At 63.8% G+C, this 19,242-nt stretch carries 20 protein-coding genes; 5 read left to right on the top strand and 15 right to left on the bottom strand.

The features are described 5' to 3' along the window. The 7 genes from BHE01S_RS22235 to aroQ form a co-directional block, all read right to left on the bottom strand. Positions 1-1,034: CheR family methyltransferase (locus tag BHE01S_RS22235; RefSeq protein WP_042267752.1), on the bottom strand; the 1,034-nt coding region annotated here is incomplete at its 3' end. Further along, positions 1,031-1,525 carry a chemotaxis protein CheW gene (locus BHE01S_RS22240; RefSeq protein ID WP_042267754.1) on the bottom strand — a complete coding sequence of 165 codons (495 nt, stop codon included), beginning with the start codon at positions 1,523-1,525 and terminating at the stop codon, positions 1,031-1,033. The genes BHE01S_RS22240 and BHE01S_RS22235, both read right to left, overlap by 4 nt. A gap of 13 nt (positions 1,526-1,538) precedes the next feature. Continuing rightward, positions 1,539-3,212 (bottom strand): methyl-accepting chemotaxis protein, encoded by a 1,674-nt coding sequence (locus tag BHE01S_RS22245; RefSeq protein WP_042267755.1) that lies wholly within the window; start codon positions 3,210-3,212, stop codon positions 1,539-1,541. A 334-nt stretch (positions 3,213-3,546) separates the two neighbouring features. Beyond that, positions 3,547-4,215 (bottom strand): TetR/AcrR family transcriptional regulator, encoded by a 669-nt coding sequence (locus BHE01S_RS22250; protein ID WP_042267756.1) that lies wholly within the window; start codon positions 4,213-4,215, stop codon positions 3,547-3,549. A gap of 121 nt (positions 4,216-4,336) precedes the next feature. Then, entirely contained in the window at positions 4,337-5,635 is a 1,299-nt protein-coding gene (locus tag BHE01S_RS22255) for an MFS transporter (RefSeq protein WP_245639836.1), read from the bottom strand. A gap of 142 nt (positions 5,636-5,777) precedes the next feature. Further along, entirely contained in the window at positions 5,778-6,698 is a 921-nt protein-coding gene (locus BHE01S_RS22260) for a shikimate dehydrogenase (protein WP_042267761.1), read from the bottom strand. Then, positions 6,695-7,150, bottom strand: coding sequence for a type II 3-dehydroquinate dehydratase (aroQ, locus tag BHE01S_RS22265; protein ID WP_042267763.1), 456 nt, complete (start codon positions 7,148-7,150; stop codon positions 6,695-6,697). The genes BHE01S_RS22260 and aroQ overlap by 4 nt, the downstream gene beginning before the upstream one ends. A gap of 306 nt (positions 7,151-7,456) precedes the next feature. On the opposite strand from aroQ, the gene BHE01S_RS22270 reads away from it, so the two are divergent. The 3 genes from BHE01S_RS22270 (at position 7,457) to BHE01S_RS22280 (ending at position 12,164) form a co-directional block, all read left to right on the top strand. Beyond that, positions 7,457-9,373 (top strand): bifunctional sugar phosphate isomerase/epimerase/4-hydroxyphenylpyruvate dioxygenase family protein, encoded by a 1,917-nt coding sequence (locus BHE01S_RS22270; protein WP_042267971.1) that lies wholly within the window; start codon positions 7,457-7,459, stop codon positions 9,371-9,373. A gap of 121 nt (positions 9,374-9,494) precedes the next feature. Beyond that, positions 9,495-10,673: a porin gene (locus BHE01S_RS22275; protein ID WP_042267764.1), complete on the top strand. Its 1,179-nt coding sequence runs from the start codon at positions 9,495-9,497 to the stop codon at positions 10,671-10,673. Positions 10,674-10,808: 135 nt separating this feature from the next. Beyond that, positions 10,809-12,164: a PucR family transcriptional regulator gene (locus tag BHE01S_RS22280; RefSeq protein WP_245639829.1), complete on the top strand. Its 1,356-nt coding sequence runs from the start codon at positions 10,809-10,811 to the stop codon at positions 12,162-12,164. Between the two features lie 21 nt (positions 12,165-12,185). Here the strand turns inward: BHE01S_RS22280 and BHE01S_RS22285 are convergent, their stop codons facing one another. Next, the gene (locus tag BHE01S_RS22285; protein WP_042267975.1) at positions 12,186-13,811 is read right to left on the bottom strand and encodes an AMP-binding protein; all 1,626 of its coding nucleotides are present in this window, start codon (positions 13,809-13,811) and stop codon (positions 12,186-12,188) included. Positions 13,812-14,206: 395 nt separating this feature from the next. Between BHE01S_RS22285 and BHE01S_RS22290 the strand changes: the two genes are divergently transcribed. Together BHE01S_RS22290 and BHE01S_RS37965 are read left to right on the top strand one after the other, a co-directional pair. Then, on the top strand, positions 14,207-14,590 hold the full coding sequence (locus tag BHE01S_RS22290; RefSeq protein WP_042267767.1) for a helix-turn-helix domain-containing protein: 384 nt from the start codon (positions 14,207-14,209) through the stop codon (positions 14,588-14,590). A gap of 98 nt (positions 14,591-14,688) precedes the next feature. After that, positions 14,689-14,919 carry a SymE family type I addiction module toxin gene (locus BHE01S_RS37965; RefSeq protein ID WP_042267769.1) on the top strand — a complete coding sequence of 77 codons (231 nt, stop codon included), beginning with the start codon at positions 14,689-14,691 and terminating at the stop codon, positions 14,917-14,919. A 66-nt stretch (positions 14,920-14,985) separates the two neighbouring features. Here the strand turns inward: BHE01S_RS37965 and BHE01S_RS22300 are convergent, their stop codons facing one another. The 7 genes from BHE01S_RS22300 to BHE01S_RS37985 all read right to left on the bottom strand — a co-directional run bounded on the left by BHE01S_RS22300 (position 14,986) and on the right by BHE01S_RS37985 (position 19,239). Further along, the gene (locus BHE01S_RS22300) at positions 14,986-15,186 is read right to left on the bottom strand and encodes a hypothetical protein (RefSeq protein WP_042267772.1); all 201 of its coding nucleotides are present in this window, start codon (positions 15,184-15,186) and stop codon (positions 14,986-14,988) included. 395 nt (positions 15,187-15,581) lie between these two features. Then, positions 15,582-16,022, bottom strand: a complete 441-nt coding sequence (locus BHE01S_RS37970; protein ID WP_157025567.1) for a hypothetical protein — start codon at positions 16,020-16,022, stop codon at positions 15,582-15,584. Positions 16,023-16,396: 374 nt separating this feature from the next. After that, positions 16,397-16,735 (bottom strand): hypothetical protein, encoded by a 339-nt coding sequence (locus BHE01S_RS37975; protein WP_157025568.1) that lies wholly within the window; start codon positions 16,733-16,735, stop codon positions 16,397-16,399. Next, positions 16,732-17,016 carry an adhesin gene (locus BHE01S_RS37045; RefSeq protein WP_084069108.1) on the bottom strand — a complete coding sequence of 95 codons (285 nt, stop codon included), beginning with the start codon at positions 17,014-17,016 and terminating at the stop codon, positions 16,732-16,734. Before BHE01S_RS37045 ends, BHE01S_RS37975 begins: the two co-directional genes overlap by 4 nt. Positions 17,017-17,140: 124 nt before the next feature. Beyond that, on the bottom strand, positions 17,141-17,470 hold the full coding sequence (locus tag BHE01S_RS22310; RefSeq protein WP_042267776.1) for a colicin immunity protein: 330 nt from the start codon (positions 17,468-17,470) through the stop codon (positions 17,141-17,143). Beyond that, complete coding sequence (locus BHE01S_RS39895) at positions 17,470-17,796, bottom strand: colicin E5-related ribonuclease (RefSeq protein WP_084069110.1); 327 nt, start codon at positions 17,794-17,796, stop codon at positions 17,470-17,472. Before BHE01S_RS39895 ends, BHE01S_RS22310 begins: the two co-directional genes overlap by 1 nt. A gap of 1,122 nt (positions 17,797-18,918) precedes the next feature. Continuing rightward, on the bottom strand, positions 18,919-19,239 hold the full coding sequence (locus BHE01S_RS37985) for a hypothetical protein (RefSeq protein WP_157025570.1): 321 nt from the start codon (positions 19,237-19,239) through the stop codon (positions 18,919-18,921). Positions 19,240-19,242 lie beyond the last annotated feature (3 nt).

Consider the following 19,242-nt stretch of genomic DNA (forward strand, 5'->3'; position numbering starts at 1 on the left):
GGAGCGCGTGCTGCCACGGCCAGCGGCGTGGCCAGCGGCGCGAACACCGGCGCGCTGCCGAATACGGGCGCCGCTGCCGCCGCGGCAAGCACCGGCAGCGGCGTCACCGGCAGCGGCGTGAGCGCTGGCGGCACCGCCGCCGGGCTCGCCGGATGATGATCCGCCGTCGCGCCGGGTTCCGGCGCGCGGAAACCGAACGCAAGCGGAATATGGGCGGACACCATCTCATGGCGCATCATCAGCCCGGTTTCCGCCGGTCCGACGAAGATCATGCCGCCCGCCGTGAGGCGTGCACAAAGCAGGTCGATGGCGCGGTCCTGCGAGGCGCGGTCGAAATAGATCAGCACGTTGCGGCAAAAAATGAAGTCGTAGCGCACCGGGTGCGGCGCGAGCCAGTCGAACAGGTTCGCGCGCTCGAACGTCACGGCGCGCCGCACCGTCGCGGCGATACGCCATCCGTCCGGCGTCGCCTCGAAATAGCGCTCGCGAAACGCGAGGCCGTCGCCGCGAAACGCATTGCGGCCATACACGCCGCGCGCGGCCGCCGCAATGGACTGCGCGCTGATGTCGATCGCGTCGATGGCGAACTGTTCGTGCGCGAGCCCCGCGTCGAGCAGCGCCATGGCCGCCGAGTACGGCTCCTCGCCGCTCGAGCACGGCGCGCTCAGCACGCGCAGCACGTCGCCCGGCTGCGCGGCCAGCCGCTTCGCGCCAAGGCGCGCGAGCGCGGCGAAGGCCTCGCGCTCGCGAAAGAACCAGGTCTCGGGCACGACGAGCGCGTCGATCAGCGCCTGGCGCTCGGCAGGCGTGCTCGTAAGACGCTGCCAGTATGCTTCGTACGCCCATTCGGGCAGCGCGGCGCCGCTCGTCCAGTCCTTGCGCGTCGCGGCCGGATGCTGATCCGCCTGGACCTCGAACGCCACCGCCGCCCGTGCGCCCACCGCGCGAGCGAGCGCGTTGGCGCCCAGCGATTCGGCGTCGATGCCGGTTTCGTCGAGCAGCCAGGCGGCGAAGCGCGGGTCGGCCTGTCTCATGGCACGCCTTGCCACGAAGGTGGATCGGGAAAGAGCAGCGCGCGCACGCGCGTGTCGAGCAGCTGGGCGACTTTCACCCACTGCACGAAACCGCGCCCGTCGCGCGCGACGGGGCCGAGCCAGCGCGCTTCGGGCGTGGCGATGCCGCCTTCGGCGAAACGCTCGGGCGCAATCGACTGCGTGCGCGTCGCGCTTTCGAGCAGCAGCGCAAGAAGGCGCGGCGGCGCATGAGAGGAAGCCGGGTCGGCGTCGTGTTCGCAGTCGTACACGAGCACGAGCCTCGTGGACATGAGCGTGCGCGCCGGGCGCCCAAGCGCGAGCATCGGCAGATCGACCACGGGCACGGGCGCGCCCTCGTAGTCCATCACGCCGGCGATATACGCGGGCGTGCCCGGGAACGCGCGCACGGGCGCGAGCGGCAGCACGTGCGCGATCTCGCGGGCATCGAGCGCGTAACGCTCGCCGTCCAGTTCGAATACCAGGAAGAGCATCGCCGCTCCCGCGTCACGCCTCGATCCTGAACCGCGACACGCCGGTGCGCAGTTCGTTGGCGACGAGCGTGAGATTGTCGATGGCCTGCGACGACTGGCGCAGCGACTCCGCCGTCTGCTGGGCGGCCTCGGAAAGCTGCGTGAGCGCCTGGGTAATCTGCTCGGCGCTCGTGGCCTGCGCCTGCATGCCGTCGTTGACGACCTGGAAGCGCGGCGCGAGCGTCTGCACCGCGCCGATGATCTGCGAAAGCTGCACGCCCACCGCTTGCACGTCGTGCATACCGCGCCGCACTTCTTCCGCGAACTTGTCCATGCCCATCACGCCTGCCGAGACCGCCGACTGGATTTCCTTCACCGTCTGCTCGATGTCGTAGGTCGCGACCGCCGTCTGGTCGGCAAGGCGCCGGATTTCGGTGGCGACCACCGAGAAACCCCGGCCGTACTCGCCCGCTTTCTCCGCTTCGATCGCCGCGTTCAACGACAGCAGATTGGTCTGGTCGGCAACCTTCGTGATCGTCGCGACCACCTGATTGATACTCACCGCCTTCTCGTTGAGGATGGCGAGCTTCGCGTTCACCGAGCCCGCCGCGTCCATCACGCTGCGCATGGTGTCTTCCATATGCGTGAGGCCGCTCTGGCTCGTGCTGGCGAGCCCGGCCGACTGCTCGGCCACCGTCGCCACTTCGCTCATGGTGCGCACGAGGTCGCGCGCCGTGGCGAAAATCTCGCGCGAAGTCGCGCCGATCTCGGTCGTGGTGGCCGCCGTCTCGCTCGCAGTGGCCTGCTGCTCCCTGGACGTCGCGGCCACTTCGGCTACCGAAGTCGTGACCTGCAGCGACGACTTCTGCGCCTGCGCCACGAGGCTCGCCAGTTCGTCGCTCATGCGGTTGAAGCCGTCCTCCAGCACGCCGAATTCGTCGCCGCGGTTCAACGCGAGGCGCTGCGAAAGGTTGCCGGTGCGCATGGAGTCGTGCACCTCCACGAGCCGCGCCATCGGCACCGTGATCGCGCGATACAGCGCGTACCCGGTGGCGAGCGCGGCGAGCAGCACGACGCCCAGCGCCGTGGCGAGCGTGATTTCCGTGCCCGTGACCGAGTTGCGGATGGCCTGCGCGGACACATCGGCCTGCTGGCGGTTCTCGTCGACGAGCAAGTTGGCCGTGGCGAGCACCTCCTGCCAGGCCGGGCCGATCTGCGCGAACGCGGCCTGCGCGGCCGGGCGCGAGGCGGGCAGCTGGCTCGCTACCGCTTTCGCCATCGGCAGATAGCGCGCGTAGGCGTCGCGCAAGCGCTGGAAGCGCTCGCGGTCGTCACTGCGGAAAAGCGTGCGTTCGTATTGCCGTGAGACCTCCTCCACCTGCGCCATGGCCGCGGGCAGGCCGGACAGGTCGCGCGCCGTGCTGTCCGCGTCGGCATCGACGAAGGCCGCGCGTTCGACGAGGCTATAGGTCTGATTGGCCGCCGCGCGCAGCGAGGTCGCATAGAACAGGCCCGGCACCGAGTCGGTTGTCAGGCTCATCGCCTCGCTGTCGATGGAGCGCAGGCGATCCCAGGAGACGGCGGCCATCGCGAGCATCAGCACGAACAGCAAGCCGAAGCTGAGGACGATGCGTGTGCCGAGGGTGTAGCGACCCTGAGTCTGTCGAGGCAGGCCGGCTTGGCCGGAACGGGGCATGGCGGTGCTCATTGCGCTAAAGACTCTCCGGTGGCGTGGACCGGCGCGCCCGCCCTGCCGGTGAGGCGGGGCGCGGCTGCGCAGGGCGAGGCCGCGCGCGGCGGCCCGGACCGCCGTAGTGTAATGCGTTTGCGCGCTTTTATGGGACAAGCGATGCTAGCTGTCAGCCACGTAGGACGGGGCTTGCCGGGCTTTTGGAGATGAATTTGCAGGGTTCGCGGGGGCCTTTTGGCCGCCCTGCGCGGCGCCGTGCGGGGATAAGGGCGCGCCGCGGCCCATGCGTCACGCATCGGCAAGCGCGGGGAATCGCCCGCGCGGCCGGGCCGGCCGCGGCGCCGGGGCCGCCTTACTTCTTGACGAAGCGCAGCGTGGCGTCGACGACCATCTCGCGATGGCGCGCGCGCAGGCGCGGATGCGACGGGTCGCGCCCGAACGCCGCGCCGAACGTGTGGCGATTGCCCACGCGGTGAAAGCACATCGAGCTGATGAGCAGGTGCAGGTCGATGGGATCGATGTCGTCGCGGAACGCGCCGCTCGCCACGCCGCGCGCCAGCAGGTCTTCGATCGTGCGGATCGCGCTGGCGTTGCGGCTGCGGAAGGTCTTCAGGCGCTCGATGTATTTCGCGCCGTGAATGTTCTCGATGGTGACGAGGCGCACGAAGTCGCGGTGGCGGTCGTGATAGTCGAAGGTGAATTCGACGAGCCGGCGCAGGCCTTCGGTTGGGTCCAGTTCGTCGATGTGCAGGTCCAGTTCGAGCGCACGGATGTCGCTGTAGACCTTGTCGAGCACCGCTTCGTACAGCCCTTCCTTGCTGCCGAAGTAGTAATACAGCATGCGCTTGGTGGTGTTGGTGCGCTCGGCGATCGCGTCGACGCGCGCGCCTGCGAGACCCATGGCCGAGAATTCGGCCGTCGCCACTTCGAGGATATTGCGCCTGGTTTGCTCGGGATCGTACTTGCGCCGGCTTTCGGATTGAGCATCGTTGCGTTCGGCCGAAGCCGCCGGTCTTGCCATGTTTTTCTTGGCCCGCAGCAGGGATGGGATGCGGGGAATTCTAGCACGCGGGGCGCGGCCCTCCAGCTGGCGCCACGTCCCGCTACCACGCCGAAAGCCGCCCGCAGGCGGCCTGCGAGCCTTACAGCTCGATGCGCTTGATATCGCCCACGATGAAGATGTACGAAGCCGCGCCGATCAGCGCGATCACGCCGATGAACACGAGCGCCCAGACGAACGAGCCCGTCGCGCCCACGATCAACCCCACGACCAGCGGCGTGATGATGCCTGCCAGATTGGCCGCGAGGTTGAAGATGCCGCCCGTGAGCCCGAGCATGCCGGCCGGCGCGATATCCGACACGAGCGTCCAGCCGAGCGCGGCCATGCCTTGCGCGAAGAACGCCACCGAGAGGATCGCGATCACGGCCACGTTGCTCTGCACGAAGTTCGCAAGAATGATGGTCGAAGCGAGCAGCAGACCGGCGATGATCGGTAGCTTGCGCGCCACGTTGGCCGAGACGCCGCGGCGCAGCATCCAGTCCGAGAACGTGCCGCCGAACATCACGCCGATCGACGCGGCAATGAACGGCATGATCGCGAAGAAGCCGATCTTGAGCCAGCCCATGTGGCGCTCGGTGGCGAGGTAGGTCGGAAACCACGTGAGGAAGAACACGAGCGTGGAGTTGCCCGCGAACTGTCCGAGGCAGATGCCCGCGAGCTGACGGCGGCGCACCAGCTTGCCGGCCATGCGCCAGTCGAAGCCCTGTTTTTTCGGTTGCCCGGCAGCCGCTTGCGTGTCGGCCTTGCGCTCGTGGCGGGCGAGACCGCCTCCCGCCTCGATGTAGTCGAGCTCGGCGCGGTTGGCCGCAGGGTGCTCGTGCGGCTCGCGATACAGGAGCCACCACACGAGGCCGAACACAATGCCCACGCCGCCCACCACGTAGAAGAGCGCGCGCCAGCCGTAGGCGCCCATCAGCGCAAAGAGGAACGGGCTGAAGAACGCGAGGCCGATATACTCGCCCACCGTATAAGTGCCCGTAGCGAACGCGCGCTCGCTTTGCGGGAACCACGTGGCGACCACGCGGCTATTGGTCGGGAAGCACGGCGACTCCGCGGCGCCGAGACCCAGGCGGCACGCGAACAGCGCGCCCACGCCGCTGATGAAGCCTTGTGCGAGCGTGCACATCGACCAGAGCGTCATCGACAGCCAGTAGGTGAACTTGCTGCCGAAGCGGTCGAGGAACACGCCGCCGGGAATCTGCGCGACGACGTAGCTCCACGAGAACGCCGAGAACACGAGGCCCATGAGCGCCGCGTTGATGCCCAGTTCCCGCGTGAGCTGCGGCGCTGCGATGCCGAGCACGGTGCGATCGAGGTAATTGATCATCGTGCCGACAGCCAGCAGGCCGAGGATGCGGTAGCGCGCTTTCGAGCGGCGCATCGCGCCGTCGACGGGCGCGGCTGCGGAAAGGTTCGGCGCGTCGCCGCGCCCCGTCGATACGGGTGGTGCCATGTCTTCGTCTCCGATGTGTATTGACGGGTGTCAGCGCGTGAAGCCTGACGCCCGCCTGGCGCTGTCGTTGTTATTCGCCGACGCTTGCGGCATTCGCCACCAGCATGGATTGCAAATGCGCATACATGCGTTCCGCGTCGGGCTCGACGCCCGTGAACAGCCGGAACGCGTCCACTGCCTGGTACACCGCCATGCCGCCGCCGCTGAGCGTTCGGCAGCCGCGCGCCTCGGCCGCTTCGAGCAGCGCGGTACGGATCGGGAAGTACACGATGTCCGCCACCCACAGCCGCTCGTGCAGATACTCCGCAGGCAGCGGCATGCCGGGCAGCTTCGCCATGCCGGTGGGCGTGGCATGGATGAGGCCCGTGGCGTGCTGGAGCACTTCGCGCAGATCGCCGCCCGCGCTCACGCGGGCCGCCGGGAAGCGCGCCTGCAATTCGCCGGCGAGCGACGCGGCGCGCGAGGCGTCCACGTCGAACAGCGTGAGCGCCTGGGCGCCCATCTGCAGCGCCGCGTGTGCGACCGCCGCGCCCGCGCCACCCGCGCCCAGCTGCACGACCGCTTCGAGCGAAACGTCGGGCAGGCCGCGCTGGAACGCGCGGGCGAAACCCGACCAGTCGGTGTTGTGGCCGATGCGCTTGCCATCGCGGAACAACACCGTGTTCACGGCACCGAGCGCGCGGGCGTCGTCGGAGAGTTCGTCGAGCAGTTCGATCACGGCCTGCTTGCACGGATAAGTAATGTTCAAGCCGTCGAAACCCATGCGCTCGGCGGCCAGCAACAGTTCGGGCAGCGCGGCGGGCGTGAGCTTCAGCGCTTCGAGGTCGATGCGCCGGTATATGTAATTGAAGCCGAGTTCGCGGCCTTCCTGCTCCTGCATCGCTGGCGTGAGCGAGCCGCCGATGCCCGAGCCGATCAAGCCGCAGAGAAACGAGTTGGCGGTTGCGCGCGCGCCCAGCGCATGCGTTTTAGCGTTGTTCGGGGCGCTCATTTCGCCACCTCTTTGGCAAGCAGCGTGGCCATGTGCTCCAGCGCGAGCGCATACCCTTGCGTGCCGCAGCCGACGATGATCGCCTGCGCAACGGGCGAAACGAAGGAATGGTGCCGGAACGCCTCGCGCTTGTGGACGTTCGAGATATGGACCTCGATCACGGGCTTCGCGATGGCCGCAAGCGCATCGGCAATCGCCACCGACGTATGCGTATAGGCAGCGGGATTGATGACAATGCCGTCAACGCGCGTGCGCGCTTCATGCAGCCAGTCGATCAACTGATGCTCGGCGTTCGACTGGCGAAAATCGATCTCGAGCCCAAGACGCCCCGCCGCCTCGCGGCACAGCCTGGCAACGTCATCTAACGTTTCAACGCCGTAGATCGCGGGCTCCCGCGTTCCCAGCAGATTCAGGTTCGGTCCGTTCAGGACCAGCACCGAAGGCATTCCCATTACACACACTCCAGAACAGCTTGACGACCGGCGCGGCGCATGCCGAAGAACCGTTGCATGTTTCACCGCATGGTCGAAAGTGTGCCGCGAAGCGGTCCACCGGTCACCTGGGGTTTGCCAGAATTTGTACTAACTAGTTAGTTTGCCGTATCCTGCGGTCACGCGGGTGGCCAGTGTGTCTGCGGTGCTCCAGTTAGTTAAACGCCCGTTCCACGCCGCCGCACCGGACCCTTGTTCAACACCGAAGTCGCAGCCAGCACGCACGCCATGCCCATGTCCAAGCCGCTCCACACCCCCTCTCGCGCGCTGCGCCGCTCGATCGCCACGGTGTCGATCAGCGGCACGCTCGCCGAAAAGCTCGCTGCGATTCGTGCCGCGGGCTTCGACGCCGTCGAGATCTTCGAGAACGATCTGCTCTATTTCGAAGGCTCGCCCGCCGACGTGCGCCGCATGGCTGGCGATCTCGGCCTCGATATCGTGCTGTACCAGCCGTTCCGCGATTTCGAGGGTGTCGCGCCCGAGCGCCTCGCTCGCAACCTCGAACGCGTGAAGCGCAAGTTCGACGTGATGCACCAACTGGGCACGGACCGTTTGCTGGTGTGCAGCAACGTCTCGCCCGACACGATCTGCAACGACGGCCTCGCCGCCGAACAGCTTGGCGCGCTCGCGCGAGCCGCCGGGGAAGCGGGCGTGACGATCTGTTACGAGGCGCTTGCATGGGGGCGCCACGTGCGCACCTATGGCCACGCGTGGCGGCTCGTGAACACCGTCGATCACGCGAACCTCACGCTCGCGCTGGACAGTTTCCACACGCTCTCGCTCGACGACGCGCCCGACGGCATCGCCGCGATTCCGGGTTCGCGCATCGGCTTCGTGCAGATCGCCGATGCACCGAGAATGCAGATGGACGTACTCGAATGGAGCCGGCACTATCGCTGCTTCCCGGGCCAGGGCGACTTCGCGCTCGCGGATTTCACGGCCCAGGTGGTGAAAAGCGGCTACACGGGCCCGCTCTCGCTCGAAATCTTCAACGACGGCTTTCGCGGCGCGCCGCCCGCCGCCACCGCCGCCGACGGTTATCGCTCGCTGCTGCTGCTCGAATCGCTCACGCGCGAGACTCTGCAAGCGGAGCATGTCGAAGCAAACGCGCTTTACCATCCGGGCACCGCGCCCGCGAACGCGCAGTGGCAGTTCCTGGAATTCGCTGTGGACGACACCGCGCGCGCGCACGTGGCGAACTGGCTCGAAAAGCTGCATTTCCGCCGCGCGGGCCAGCATCGTTCGAAAGACGTGACGCTCTATCGGCACGGCTCGGCCGCGATCGTGCTCAACGCCGAACCCGGCTCGTTCGCCGACGCGTTTTTCCAGCGCCATGGGCTCTCGCTCTGCGCCTCGGCATTTCGCGTGGACGATGCGCGGCTCGCGCTCGAACGCGCGGCGGGCTTCGGCTACCCGCCGTTCTCGGGCCGCGTGGGCCCGAACGAGCGCGTGGTGCCCGCTGTCCAGGGGCCTGACGGCAGTCTTAACTATTTCGTGAACGAAGAGCCGGACCAGCCCACCCTCTTCGAAGCCGATTTCTCGCTCACGGATATCGACGGCCCGGTCGAAGTGGGACCTATCGCCGGCATCGATCACGTGAGCCTTTCGCTGCCTGCCGGTTCGTTCGACTCGTGGGTGCTGTTCCTGAAGTCGGCGTTCGGGCTCGAAGCGACGTCCGCCGTGCTGCTGCCCGATCCCTACGGGCTCGTGCGCAGCCGCGCGCTCATGAGCCGCGGCCGCGGGCTGCGCGTCGTGCTCAACGCCTCGGTGGACCAGCACACGGCCGCGGCAGAAACCGTGCGCGCCTATCACGGCACCGGCCTGAACCACGTGGCGTTCAACACCGGCGACATCTTTCGCGCCGTGACCGAATTCGAGGCGGCCGGCGTGCCGCTCCTGCGCGTACCCGCGAATTACTACGACGATCTCGACGCGCGCCACGCGCTCGACCCCGAGTTTCTCGACGCACTGCGCAACCACAACCTGCTCTACGACCGCGACGAACGCGGCGGCGAGTTCCTGCACGCCTATACGGAAACGCTCGACCAGCGCTTCTTCCTGGAGATCGTGGAGCGGCGCGGCGGCTACGACGGCTACGGCGCGCCCAACGCAGCCGTGCGCCTCGCGGCGCAGGCGCGCCGGCGCGCACTCGCCGCACAGGGCGAGCGCGCACCCCAGGATTGATTCAAACGCAGTCACCTTAGTCGCTTCGCGCAGCAGTACACACGCCGTGTCGATCTGAAGATCATGCGGCGTAGCAAAGAAAAATATAAGCAGTCCAAATCTCACCCGGAGACACTCAACGATGAAGAAAGCAGGCCTTGGTTTTGGCACGTGCCTCGCCGCCAGCGCGGCGCTCGTGGCCAGCCCCGCGTTCGCGCAAAGCAGCGTCACGCTTTATGGCGCAGTCGACGACGCCATCACCTACGTCAACAACCAGAACGGTCACTCGAACGTCTATCTGCGCCAGGGCAACCTGTATGCGTCGAAGTTCGGCTTGCAGGGTAAGGAAGATCTCGGCGGCGGCACGTTCGCGATCTTCGACCTGCAGAACGGCTTCGACCTCAACACGGGCGCGCTGTCGTCGAGCGGGCTGATCTTCAATCGCCAGGCCTACGTGGGCCTGCAGAACCAGAACCTCGGCACGTTCACGGCTGGCCGTCAGTACACGCCGTATTACCTGTTCGTCGGGCCGCTCACGGGAAGCTCGTGGCTCACCGGCGCAACCGGCGCGCACCCCGGGGATATCGACGGTCTCGACACGACCGTGCGCATCAACAATTCGGCCACTTACACCTCGCCGATCGTTTACGGCGTGCAGGCCAGCGCCATGTACGCGCTCGGCGGCATTGCGGGCAGCACCGGCAAGGGCCAGACGTGGAGCGCCGCGCTGCGCTATTCCGCCGGCCCGGTGAGCCTCGCTGCGGCCATCCTGCGGATGGACAACGCACAGCTGACAAGCGGATTCGACAGCGCCTCCACGGGCAGCTTCGGCAAGTCGTCGCTGAACACAGGCTATGTCTCGGCGAGCGCGGTCCAGCACATCGCGGCCGGCGGCAACTACACGATCGGCAACCTGGTCCTCGGCGCATCGTATTCGAACGTTCAGTACATTGCGGGCGGCAAGTCGATCTTCCACGACACGGCCATCTTCAACACCTGGGCGGCGCTCGCCGTGTACCGCTTCACGCCGGCCTTCGACGTGGGCGGCGGCTTCGCCGATACGCTCGCTTCGAAGGCCAACGGCATCACGAGCGCGGCGCGCTATCAGCAGTACTCGCTCAAGGAGTCGTACCACCTCTCGAAGCGCACGACGCTTTATGCGCTGCAGGCCTACCAGCACGCGGGCGGCCAGACGCTCGGCGCGAACGGCGCGGGCAACATCGTCAACGCGAGCCCGGCCGTGGGCGACTCGCAGAACGCCACGCCCTCGTCCACACGCTCGCAGTTCGTCGGCATGGCCGGTATCGCGCTGTTGTTCTGATCATTGTTCCGATGCACCGCCGGGGCCGCCTCGCCGTCCCCCGGTTTCGCTCGCCCCCCTCGACGCAGCGGCACGGCGCTGAGTACACTCGCGGATATCGCCTAAACGAACCCGTGCGAATTCCGCGAACTCACCGTGCCGCCCCCCGTCCCCGCCATCAGCCCACGCCTGCGCAGCCGGCTGCGCACGCTCGCCAAAACCCAGACCAGGGCTGTCGAGCGCACCTACGACACGCTGCTCTTGCTCGAAGGCTATAGCGCGCTCTCGGCGGCGGCGCGCAAGGACATCTTCTCGTCGATCGCGTTTTCCGCGGGCCTGTGGTTCCAGTGCCTGCTCGACGGCACGCCGCCCACCGCCGAAGTCATGGACCAGATCGCGGCATTCGCGCGCCGCCGCGTGCACCAGAACGTGCCGCTGCGCTCGCTGCTGCGTGCATTTCGCCTTGGGGCGCGCGAGTTGTGGCGCACCTGCACGGAGCTTGCCGAGGCCGACCCGGCGCTCGCGCACGAACTGCTGTTCGATATTTCGCCTTATCTGCTCGATTACTTCGATGCGATGGCCGAGCACATCGCCGAGGCCTATCTCGACGAGCAGCATCAGCAAGCGCGCTGGCGCGGCTCGCTGCTGCAGCAGCTCTACGACCTCGTGTTCCATGCCCCCGACGACGCCGCGCGCTTTCGCGAGACCGTCGAGGCGCTCGGCCTCGACGCCACGCTGCCGCGCATTGCGCTCGCCGTCGATCTGGACTTGCGCGACCACGCGCCTTCGGTGCGCGAGGATGCGCTCGACCGTTTCGCACTGAGCGCCGCGCGGCACCTCGAGCTGAAGCCCGACGCGCTGGTGCGCGCGTGGCACCGCGAGCGGCTGGTGTTCTGGCTGCCGTGCGTGCGCGGCGATTCGATGACGCGCAACGATCAGCGCGTGGCCGAGCACGCGGCCGCGCTCGCGCGTGCCGAGCCGCGCGTGCGCAGCATCGGCATCGGGCTCATGAACGAAGGGGCGCGCGGCTGGGCGGCCTCGGTGGAAGAAGCGCTCAAGGCCGTGGACTTCGCGCCTCGCGGCAGCCGCGCGGACGACGGCGACGAAAATGGCAACGGCCCCGGCAATTTCCTGCGCGTGCACCGCTTTTCGTCGATTGCCATCGAGGAGAGTGTGCGCAGCAGCGCGAACGTGCTGCGCTATCTCGTCTCGCTCGCCGAGCAACTGGCGACCGAGGCGGACCTGCTCGCCACGCTCGAAGCGTGGCTCGCCAGCGGGCAGCGCCGGCGTCAGACGGCTGAAACGTTAGGTGTGCATCCGAATACGCTCGACTACCGGCTCGAGCGCATCGAGACGCTGCTGGGCGCGAAACTCGCCGACGCCCACTGGATTGCGCGGCTGGATATCGCGCTCAAGCTGCGCGGGGCGACGCAGGGTCCGGAGCGCGCGGGCAAGAAAACGGAGAAGAAGGGGCGCCTCGCGGCGAAGAAGGCGAAGAGCGCGGCGCGCTGAATGACGCGGCGCGCCCTCGCCTCACTCCCCGTCGCGCAATTCCCGCCGCAAGATCTTGCCTACCGTCGACTTCGGCAACGCCTCGACGAATGTCACCACGCGCGGCACCTTGTACGCCGCGAGTTGCGCCCGGCAATGCGCGATCACGGCTTCCTCGCTCAGCACCGCCTCACGCGCGAGCACTACGAACACGCGCACGGCCTCGCCGCTTCGTTCATCGGCCACGCCCACGCACGCGCATTCGGCCACGCCCGGCAACGCGGTCACGATCGCCTCGATCTCATTCGGATACACGTTGAAGCCCGAAACGAGAATCATGTCCTTCGAGCGATCGACAATGCGCAGGAAGCCGCGCGCGTCGAACACGCCTACGTCGCCGGTGCGAAAGTAGCCATCGTCCGTAAAGGCGGCGCGCGTGGCCTCGGGCTGGTTCCAGTAGCCCTGCATCACCTGCGGGCCCTTCGCGCAGATCTCGCCCGGCTCGCCCGGCGCGGCTTCGACGCCGTCGTTCATCAGCTTGATGTCCGTGGAAGGCACCGGCAGTCCCGTCGTACCCGTGAAGTGATCGACGCTTCCCGGATTGAACGACAGCACCGGGCTCGTCTCCGAAAGCCCGTAACCTTCGCGGATGAAACCGCCCGTCATGGCCTGCCAGCGTTCGGACACCGTGGAAATGATCGCCGCGCCGCCACCGCCCGCGAGCCGCAGCCGCGAAAAATCGGCCTCACCGATGCGCGGATGTGCAACGAGCCCTGCATAGAGTGTATTCACGCCCATGAAGCTTGTAGGACGCGCGGCCTTGAACACGTCGATCACGCCATCGAGATTGCGCGCGTTCGCAATGAGCCAGTTCTCCGCGCCTATCGAAAAGTAGACGATGAGATTCACCGTGAGCGCAAAGATGTGATAGAGCGGCAGCGCAGTGACGACGACCTCCTCGCCCGGGTTCATGAAGTCCGGCATGAAGGTCTTGAACTGCTCGACGTTGGCGACGAGGTTGCGATGCGTGAGCAGCGCGCCCTTGGAAAGCCCGGTCGTGCCGCCCGTGTATTGCAGGAAGAGCGGGTCGGCGCCGCACAACATGGGAGCTTCGAACGGCAAATCAGCGCCTTGCGCGAGCGCCGCCGCAAACGAGCCGGGCTGCGCAGCGCGCTCGCCGCTCGCGCTCGTGCAATCGCTCGCGGCAACGCTCAGCACGGTCTTGACGGACGTATTCGCCTTGATCGCATCGAAAGTCGGCAACGCACCGTCGAACACCACGAGCGTTTGCGCGCCGGAATCCACCAGCTGGTGCTGAAGCTCACGCGGCGTATAGAGCGGATTCACGTTCACCTGCACTGCCCCAGCCCGCACGATGCCGATCAGCGCGATGGGAAACGCGAGCAGGTTCGGCAACATCACGGCGACACGGTCGCCCTTCTTCACGCCCGCGTGCTGCAGATACGCCGCGAAATTGCGCGAAAGACGATCGACGTCGGCGTAGCTGAGTGAAGCGTCGCCCGGCGTGGCGTCGCCCGCGCGCAATGCCGGCCGGTGCGCATGTTCGCGCATGGCCTCATTGAGCATATGGGCGAGCGACGGATGCCGATCGGGATCGATGGTGGCAGGGATCTCGCCATAGCTGGCGAGCCAGGGGGCTTTCGACACGTTCGTCTCCATGAAATCAAGTCGCGGCTTGTGTGCAATGTGCCGCGTATCATGCCCATGCTACGGACTTGTCTGCGCCGGGAGAACTGGGAAAGCGGATAAGGTGATTGTGAAAAGTCACAAAAAGCACGCCTGCGCGCGGACCTGTGCGGCGTCAGGTCTGTGTCTGATTTCGGTCAATTGTGCGACATTGTGTCGTCTCGTCCGCATCGCTTCTTCAGCGTGCCGACGTGGCATCGCGCTGGGATGCGCGGCATGGACCGTCCTTTCGGCTAAGGCCTGTCAAATACCATATCAGTAGCCTTTTCATTTCTCCTGCTATGGGATATTGTGCCAGGTGTCGCTGAAGGGGGGGTTTTACACTCCTTGCCTATGTTCAATTTTTTCGTCTGCCCATGAGCTTCTCCGAACGCCTGAGCGCCTACCGCAAGGAATGCCGCCTGACACAGCAGCAGATGGCAGACAAGATCGGCATGCATATCTCGCAATACAAGCGTTACGAAGCAGGAACATCGCAGCCGACCATCGAGGTCTTTCGCCGGATCGCGATCGCGCTGAGTGTGAGCGCAGATACATTGCTTTTTGAGGAGAACGAGCGAGGTCCGGACGAACGACTCAAACTCCAGTTCGAAGCCGTCTCCAGGCTTGATCCGAAGGAACGCGAAGCCATCGAGACCGTGATTGCCAGCGTCCTGCACATGCACGACGCCAAGCGATGGGCGCAACTCGCCGCCGCACCGGCAGCGCCCACGCAGCCGACCGGCAAACGAAGCCGTTAAGGAAGGGAGTCCCGCAGCACCGTAAACGAAGCGCGGGCCGCATCGGCTGCAACCCATACGACCCGCTGACCACCACCAACTCACCACAGGAGTTGATCATGGCTGACGCCAATCTTAATGCATTGCCCGCCCATCCCGAGCGGCACGCCACCGTCCAGCAACGCATGCGCTGGCGTCCCCCGCCCAAATGGCAAGGGCAGTGGAAGAACCCCGCGTTTTTTCCGCTGCTGCGCATCGCCGGAAAGTGGCTCATACAGGCAGGCTTCGAGCCCGGACAGCGCGTGAGAATCACCGTCGAGCACGGCAGGCTCGTCATCACGCCGGACTGAACGACGTCACAAGCAACAAACCCGGCCGCAGCCGGGTTTGTTGTCACTGATGTTTCGCAAGAAGTCTCACTTCTTCGCTTCTTTGATTGCGTCTAACCAATCCTGCCATTGCGCAGGATCGTTCGGGCTACCGTCTGCCCATATGGTCTGTGAGATCGCGCTCAATATGTCACCCAACGTATCAACGCCACCGCCACGGTCGTAGTAGCGATCTAAAAAGATAACCATCGCACGAAACGCATCTTCAACTGAGATTTGCTCACTCATTTTGTTCCTCCCGGCTTCGTGGGTGATGAGAACCCGGTTTGCGAATTGAATTCCTTGGGTATTTGGTTAACTCCACCATAGCTAACCTTACCGTCTCTAACCCCTACCCAAACTTGGGTGCCATCTGACTGTATCGAGGATGACCATATGGTCCCATATTTATCTGTACCAGCCACGGCGGCTGGATTATTTGCAACTTGCTCAAGTAGCGCGCGATTTGCTGGTGTATCAGAAAGATGGCCTTCTGAATCACGGAATATATGCCCGGCTCTTGCATTGTCGACAACTACAGTGCTCTTCCCGTCCGAACTATTCCCGCTTTGTCCGCTCGCAGATTGCCCTTCGCCGTTCCCACTATTGAGCGTCGTATTACCAGCCCCATACCCCGATCAATTTCAAATCTTCTCAATCTCCTCGACGAATGCCGTATCCCCCAAGAATTTCGTCACATTAACCTGCCCTGGCCGCAGAACCGCACACGTAAAAGGGAGATTAAACAGCAAGCAATCGTCAAGGTTTATCTCAAACCAAGCCGGGCCTTGAAACGCCTCTATCTCATCTTGAGTCGATTCGAACCTGTATGCCGCGACTGAAGTAGTCAACGAAAGCAGGTCACAGACCCGGACAACGTAAAAAATACCGGAATTTTCAATTCGTAATGCAGTCGCTAGATTGCGTGCATCCTCGTCAAATATCGACTTGTCATCAATTTCACAAACGTGCCATGAACGACGAGCAACCTCAGCTTCGTTTAGCGAGCCATCCGCATCCAAAATCTTCCGTACATCGGCAAGATCCTTACGGAGAAATTCAACGCGTCTATTACTTTGATCCATACCGTATCTCCTTCGTGGTGCGTCCATTTGCATTTTGGAACTCAATCGTTGTGCGACCATCTTTGCTAGGACGCAATATGACGGTACTGCCGTCGTCAAGCGTTCCGATGCTCACGTCACCACGCCCGGTTGAAACGGTTTTGACGTTATTAGGCTTAAGGGCTGCAAAGTCGCCAGCGGCTGTCGCACTATCGCTATTGGGGACAGTCTCAATGCTGGTTCCACGGGACGTGACGTTCTCAACGGATGTGCGACCGCCATAAACACGATCGTAGGCGCTACTGCCACCACCGTTCTCACTAGCACCGTCGTTGCCACCACTGTTGAGTGTTGAATTGCCGCCCCCATACCCCGATATTCCCGGTGTCGCCGGTTTAGATTAAGGAAAGTGCCATCTCCAACTTTTCACGCGTAATTTTCGAAATCCTTCGTTCACGATATTTATCGACTGTTGTCAGTTTCACGGATGGGGACGCATCAGCACTAATGGTTCGCGGAATTTCTATTGTCACGATGCTTTCCCGACCAACTAGAACCCAATAAATATCTTCCGCTTGCTCGGGAATCCATTGCAAAACGAAGGCTCGGCTCATGTGAGGAAAAATCGATCGTAACGTCTTGCCTAACAAACTATCGTCGGCTTGCAGAGATGCCGAATCCTCCAGCATCTGCTTGCGCAGTTCTTCCTTCGCGGTTGCTCGGTTTGCGCTCATTTCAATTTTCCAGGGAAAGCCGTTACGAGATTTCCGTATTGATCCGTCAGAACCGTCATTACGGTAGTCGGTTGATTGTTGTTGAACTTGTCTGTTCCGATGACGCGTCCCGTATCCACTTCTCGGACATAACTAACGCCAGAGCCGCTTTGAACGGTTTTTCTAATTTGAGTTGAAACGGTATTCGGATCTTTCAGCAAATTACTCAACTCACTTTTGCTGATTGTAAACTGGCTCGCATTCACGCTTGGGTCGAGATGGCGGTCCGCGATGTGATCCATTCCATCATTGGTTACGTTAATCCGTGACTGAACCCGGCCAGGTGTAGAATCTGCGCTCCCAGTTGACTGTTGATCGCCGCCACTGGATAAGGTTGCGTTGCTGGCCCCATACCCCGATCTGCACTTACCATCCTGATATTGACGGAGCCGTAATAATGAACGTGTCGTGCTCAGGCAATTCAGAGCGGATGAACTCAATTGCAGCGAGATTGTTTACACGCGCTGAATTCAAATCAATCGGTGGCTCCGCGCCGTCCCAGATGCAGTCAATGCGTGCCTCGAATCCCGGGTTGTGCCATATTCCGCCCTCGATGCGAGAAACTATAACCCCGTGTTCTGCTGCGTTTGTGCAGACAGAAATCGCGGCTTCGGCTGAGAGCTTCATGACGATGCTTCCCCCGAGCGAGAAGTAGTCGTCAGCATCCGTGTAGCGCTTTGTTCTATCAAGCTTCATTATTTGCTCTTCCATTGAATACGGCTATCAGCTATCCACCTTGGATCGGTCTTGTCACTAATCTGAACGACCTCTCCGGTCCTGTCGTTCACGACAACGTAACCGTCCTTCGACCCATACACCGTAGCCGTGTCGTTTCTAGGTAAGCCGTCCGGTGTTTTCGATGCAGAACGCTTGTCGAAAGCTGTGCCCGTAGGACCGTTGTTGATCGCATTTTGAACGTCTTGCTCCGTCCATCCTCGTTCTGGCAGTTGCTTGCCGATCTTGTCGTCAATGACGGAACCTTGTGCCTTGCCGTTGTTGTTTTGATCGCCGCTGTTGAGTATCGCATTACCAGCCCCATACCCCGATCACTCACCCCCGACGCACCCGCCGTTGTCGAACCACGTTTTTCCCTGACGCCTCCGGCACTTGCAAACCATTTTGCCCTGACCCGTCCTTCGGGATGCAGTTTTTTGCCCCGACGCGGGTTTAAGCCTAAAGACGCGAGTTTGCCAGAGGAGGCGCTCACCCTGTCTCAATTTGCACTGGAGGACAAGGCATCATCCCGCCTGGTTTGCCGTCGGCCTGCGGCCGCCGGCAAACCAGGCGGAACAGGGGCCACTGTGGACCACTGCTCCATGACCGTGGTGGCCGTCCGCGCACCGCCCCGGCACTGAACCCGTCAAGGCCGCGCAACGCGCGCCCGAAGGGGCAGCCTTGACGGCGGGCGGTGTGCCACGCTCGGCCATGCGGTGCAAGACGACACGGCGGCTTGCACCGCATGCAGACCGCGCTTTTGCGTTGCTGCTGCTTCCGCCGTCAGGCGGCTAACCAGGGAGCCCCTCGGGGGCGGACGGGAGGGCGGCTGCGAGCACGGAGCGAAGGCCCGAAGGGCCGCAGCCCGAGCGCAGCAGACCCCTGGGCGGGCAGGGCCGTCACCCTTCGCGCACCGCGCGCTGACCAGGTCTTTGTTCGTATTCCAGGATCATGGCCGCTTTATGGCCCTGACTTCCTCCTGGGCGCAACGCGCCCACGGCGGGCCGGGGGCGCCAGACATAAGGCAAATTAGCGACGGCCAGCGGGCCGGCGCCGCGATGGGACAGGTGGACCGAAGGCGACGGCCCGCTGGCCGTCGCTAATTTCCCAGCCTTATGTTGAATTGGTTATTACCTGGCAGCCCGAAGGGATGACGGGCAATAACCAATTTACCCCCGGCCCTCGTACCCCTCCGGCCCGCAGGGCCGCCGCACATGCCTTCATCGTTCTTCACTTCTTCAACCGCCGCCGCAATCGCGCCGGATGCGTCGCGGCATGCACTTCCTTGAGCTTGCGGATGGCAATGTGCGTATACACCTGTGTACTCTTCAGGTCACCGTCGAGCACGGCAGGCTCGTCATCACGCCAGACTGAACAGCTCCACAGACAACAAACCCAGCTCGATAGCTGGGTTTGTTGTTACTGCCACTTCAATTTTTCTTTGGACAAACAACGTGTTTCAGTTGCATTCGGCCGTCGTGTTCTCGAGCAAGCCATCCAAAGTTCTCAACATTAATTAGCTGCCCGCAGACGAAGCACCGATTTGGCCACCCATGAGCACGCCATTTCGCGATTTCCTGGAACTCAACCCCGTGCGCATATGCAGTCCACTCGCTTCGAGACATACCTAAGGCGTCATGCACAGGAATAGTCCTGTCCATATCTGCCAGGACCTCATCAGAAATGTCCTCGGCCTGCGCATCAGTGATGAGACCTTCAATCAGTTCTTGCAGCAAATCATGTCTTTTCATGGC

The organism is Paraburkholderia heleia NBRC 101817, assembly GCF_000739775.1.
In the GTDB taxonomy this organism is placed as follows: Bacteria; Pseudomonadota; Gammaproteobacteria; order Burkholderiales; family Burkholderiaceae; genus Paraburkholderia; species Paraburkholderia heleia.

Excerpts from the sequence above, each read along its gene's own strand:
- BHE01S_RS22240 (WP_042267754.1), bottom strand. The coding sequence starts at position 1,525 with ATGCTCTTCCTGGTATTCGAACTGGACGGCGAGCGTTACGCGCTCGAT.
- BHE01S_RS22245 (WP_042267755.1), bottom strand. The coding sequence starts at position 3,212 with ATGAGCACCGCCATGCCCCGTTCCGGCCAAGCCGGCCTGCCTCGACAG.
- BHE01S_RS22250 (WP_042267756.1), bottom strand. The coding sequence starts at position 4,215 with ATGGCAAGACCGGCGGCTTCGGCCGAACGCAACGATGCTCAATCCGAA.
- BHE01S_RS22255 (WP_245639836.1), bottom strand. The coding sequence starts at position 5,635 with ATGCGCCGCTCGAAAGCGCGCTACCGCATCCTCGGCCTGCTGGCTGTC.
- BHE01S_RS22260 (WP_042267761.1), bottom strand. The coding sequence starts at position 6,698 with ATGAGCGCCCCGAACAACGCTAAAACGCATGCGCTGGGCGCGCGCGCA.
- aroQ (WP_042267763.1), bottom strand. The coding sequence starts at position 7,150 with ATGGGAATGCCTTCGGTGCTGGTCCTGAACGGACCGAACCTGAATCTG.
- BHE01S_RS22275 (WP_042267764.1), top strand. The coding sequence starts at position 9,495 with ATGAAGAAAGCAGGCCTTGGTTTTGGCACGTGCCTCGCCGCCAGCGCG.
- BHE01S_RS22290 (WP_042267767.1), top strand. The coding sequence starts at position 14,207 with ATGAGCTTCTCCGAACGCCTGAGCGCCTACCGCAAGGAATGCCGCCTG.
- BHE01S_RS37965 (WP_042267769.1), top strand. The coding sequence starts at position 14,689 with ATGGCTGACGCCAATCTTAATGCATTGCCCGCCCATCCCGAGCGGCAC.
- BHE01S_RS22300 (WP_042267772.1), bottom strand. The coding sequence starts at position 15,186 with ATGAGTGAGCAAATCTCAGTTGAAGATGCGTTTCGTGCGATGGTTATC.
- BHE01S_RS37970 (WP_157025567.1), bottom strand. The coding sequence starts at position 16,022 with ATGGATCAAAGTAATAGACGCGTTGAATTTCTCCGTAAGGATCTTGCC.
- BHE01S_RS37975 (WP_157025568.1), bottom strand. The coding sequence starts at position 16,735 with ATGAGCGCAAACCGAGCAACCGCGAAGGAAGAACTGCGCAAGCAGATG.
- BHE01S_RS37045 (WP_084069108.1), bottom strand. The coding sequence starts at position 17,016 with ATGGATCACATCGCGGACCGCCATCTCGACCCAAGCGTGAATGCGAGC.
- BHE01S_RS22310 (WP_042267776.1), bottom strand. The coding sequence starts at position 17,470 with ATGAAGCTTGATAGAACAAAGCGCTACACGGATGCTGACGACTACTTC.
- BHE01S_RS37985 (WP_157025570.1), bottom strand. The coding sequence starts at position 19,239 with ATGAAAAGACATGATTTGCTGCAAGAACTGATTGAAGGTCTCATCACT.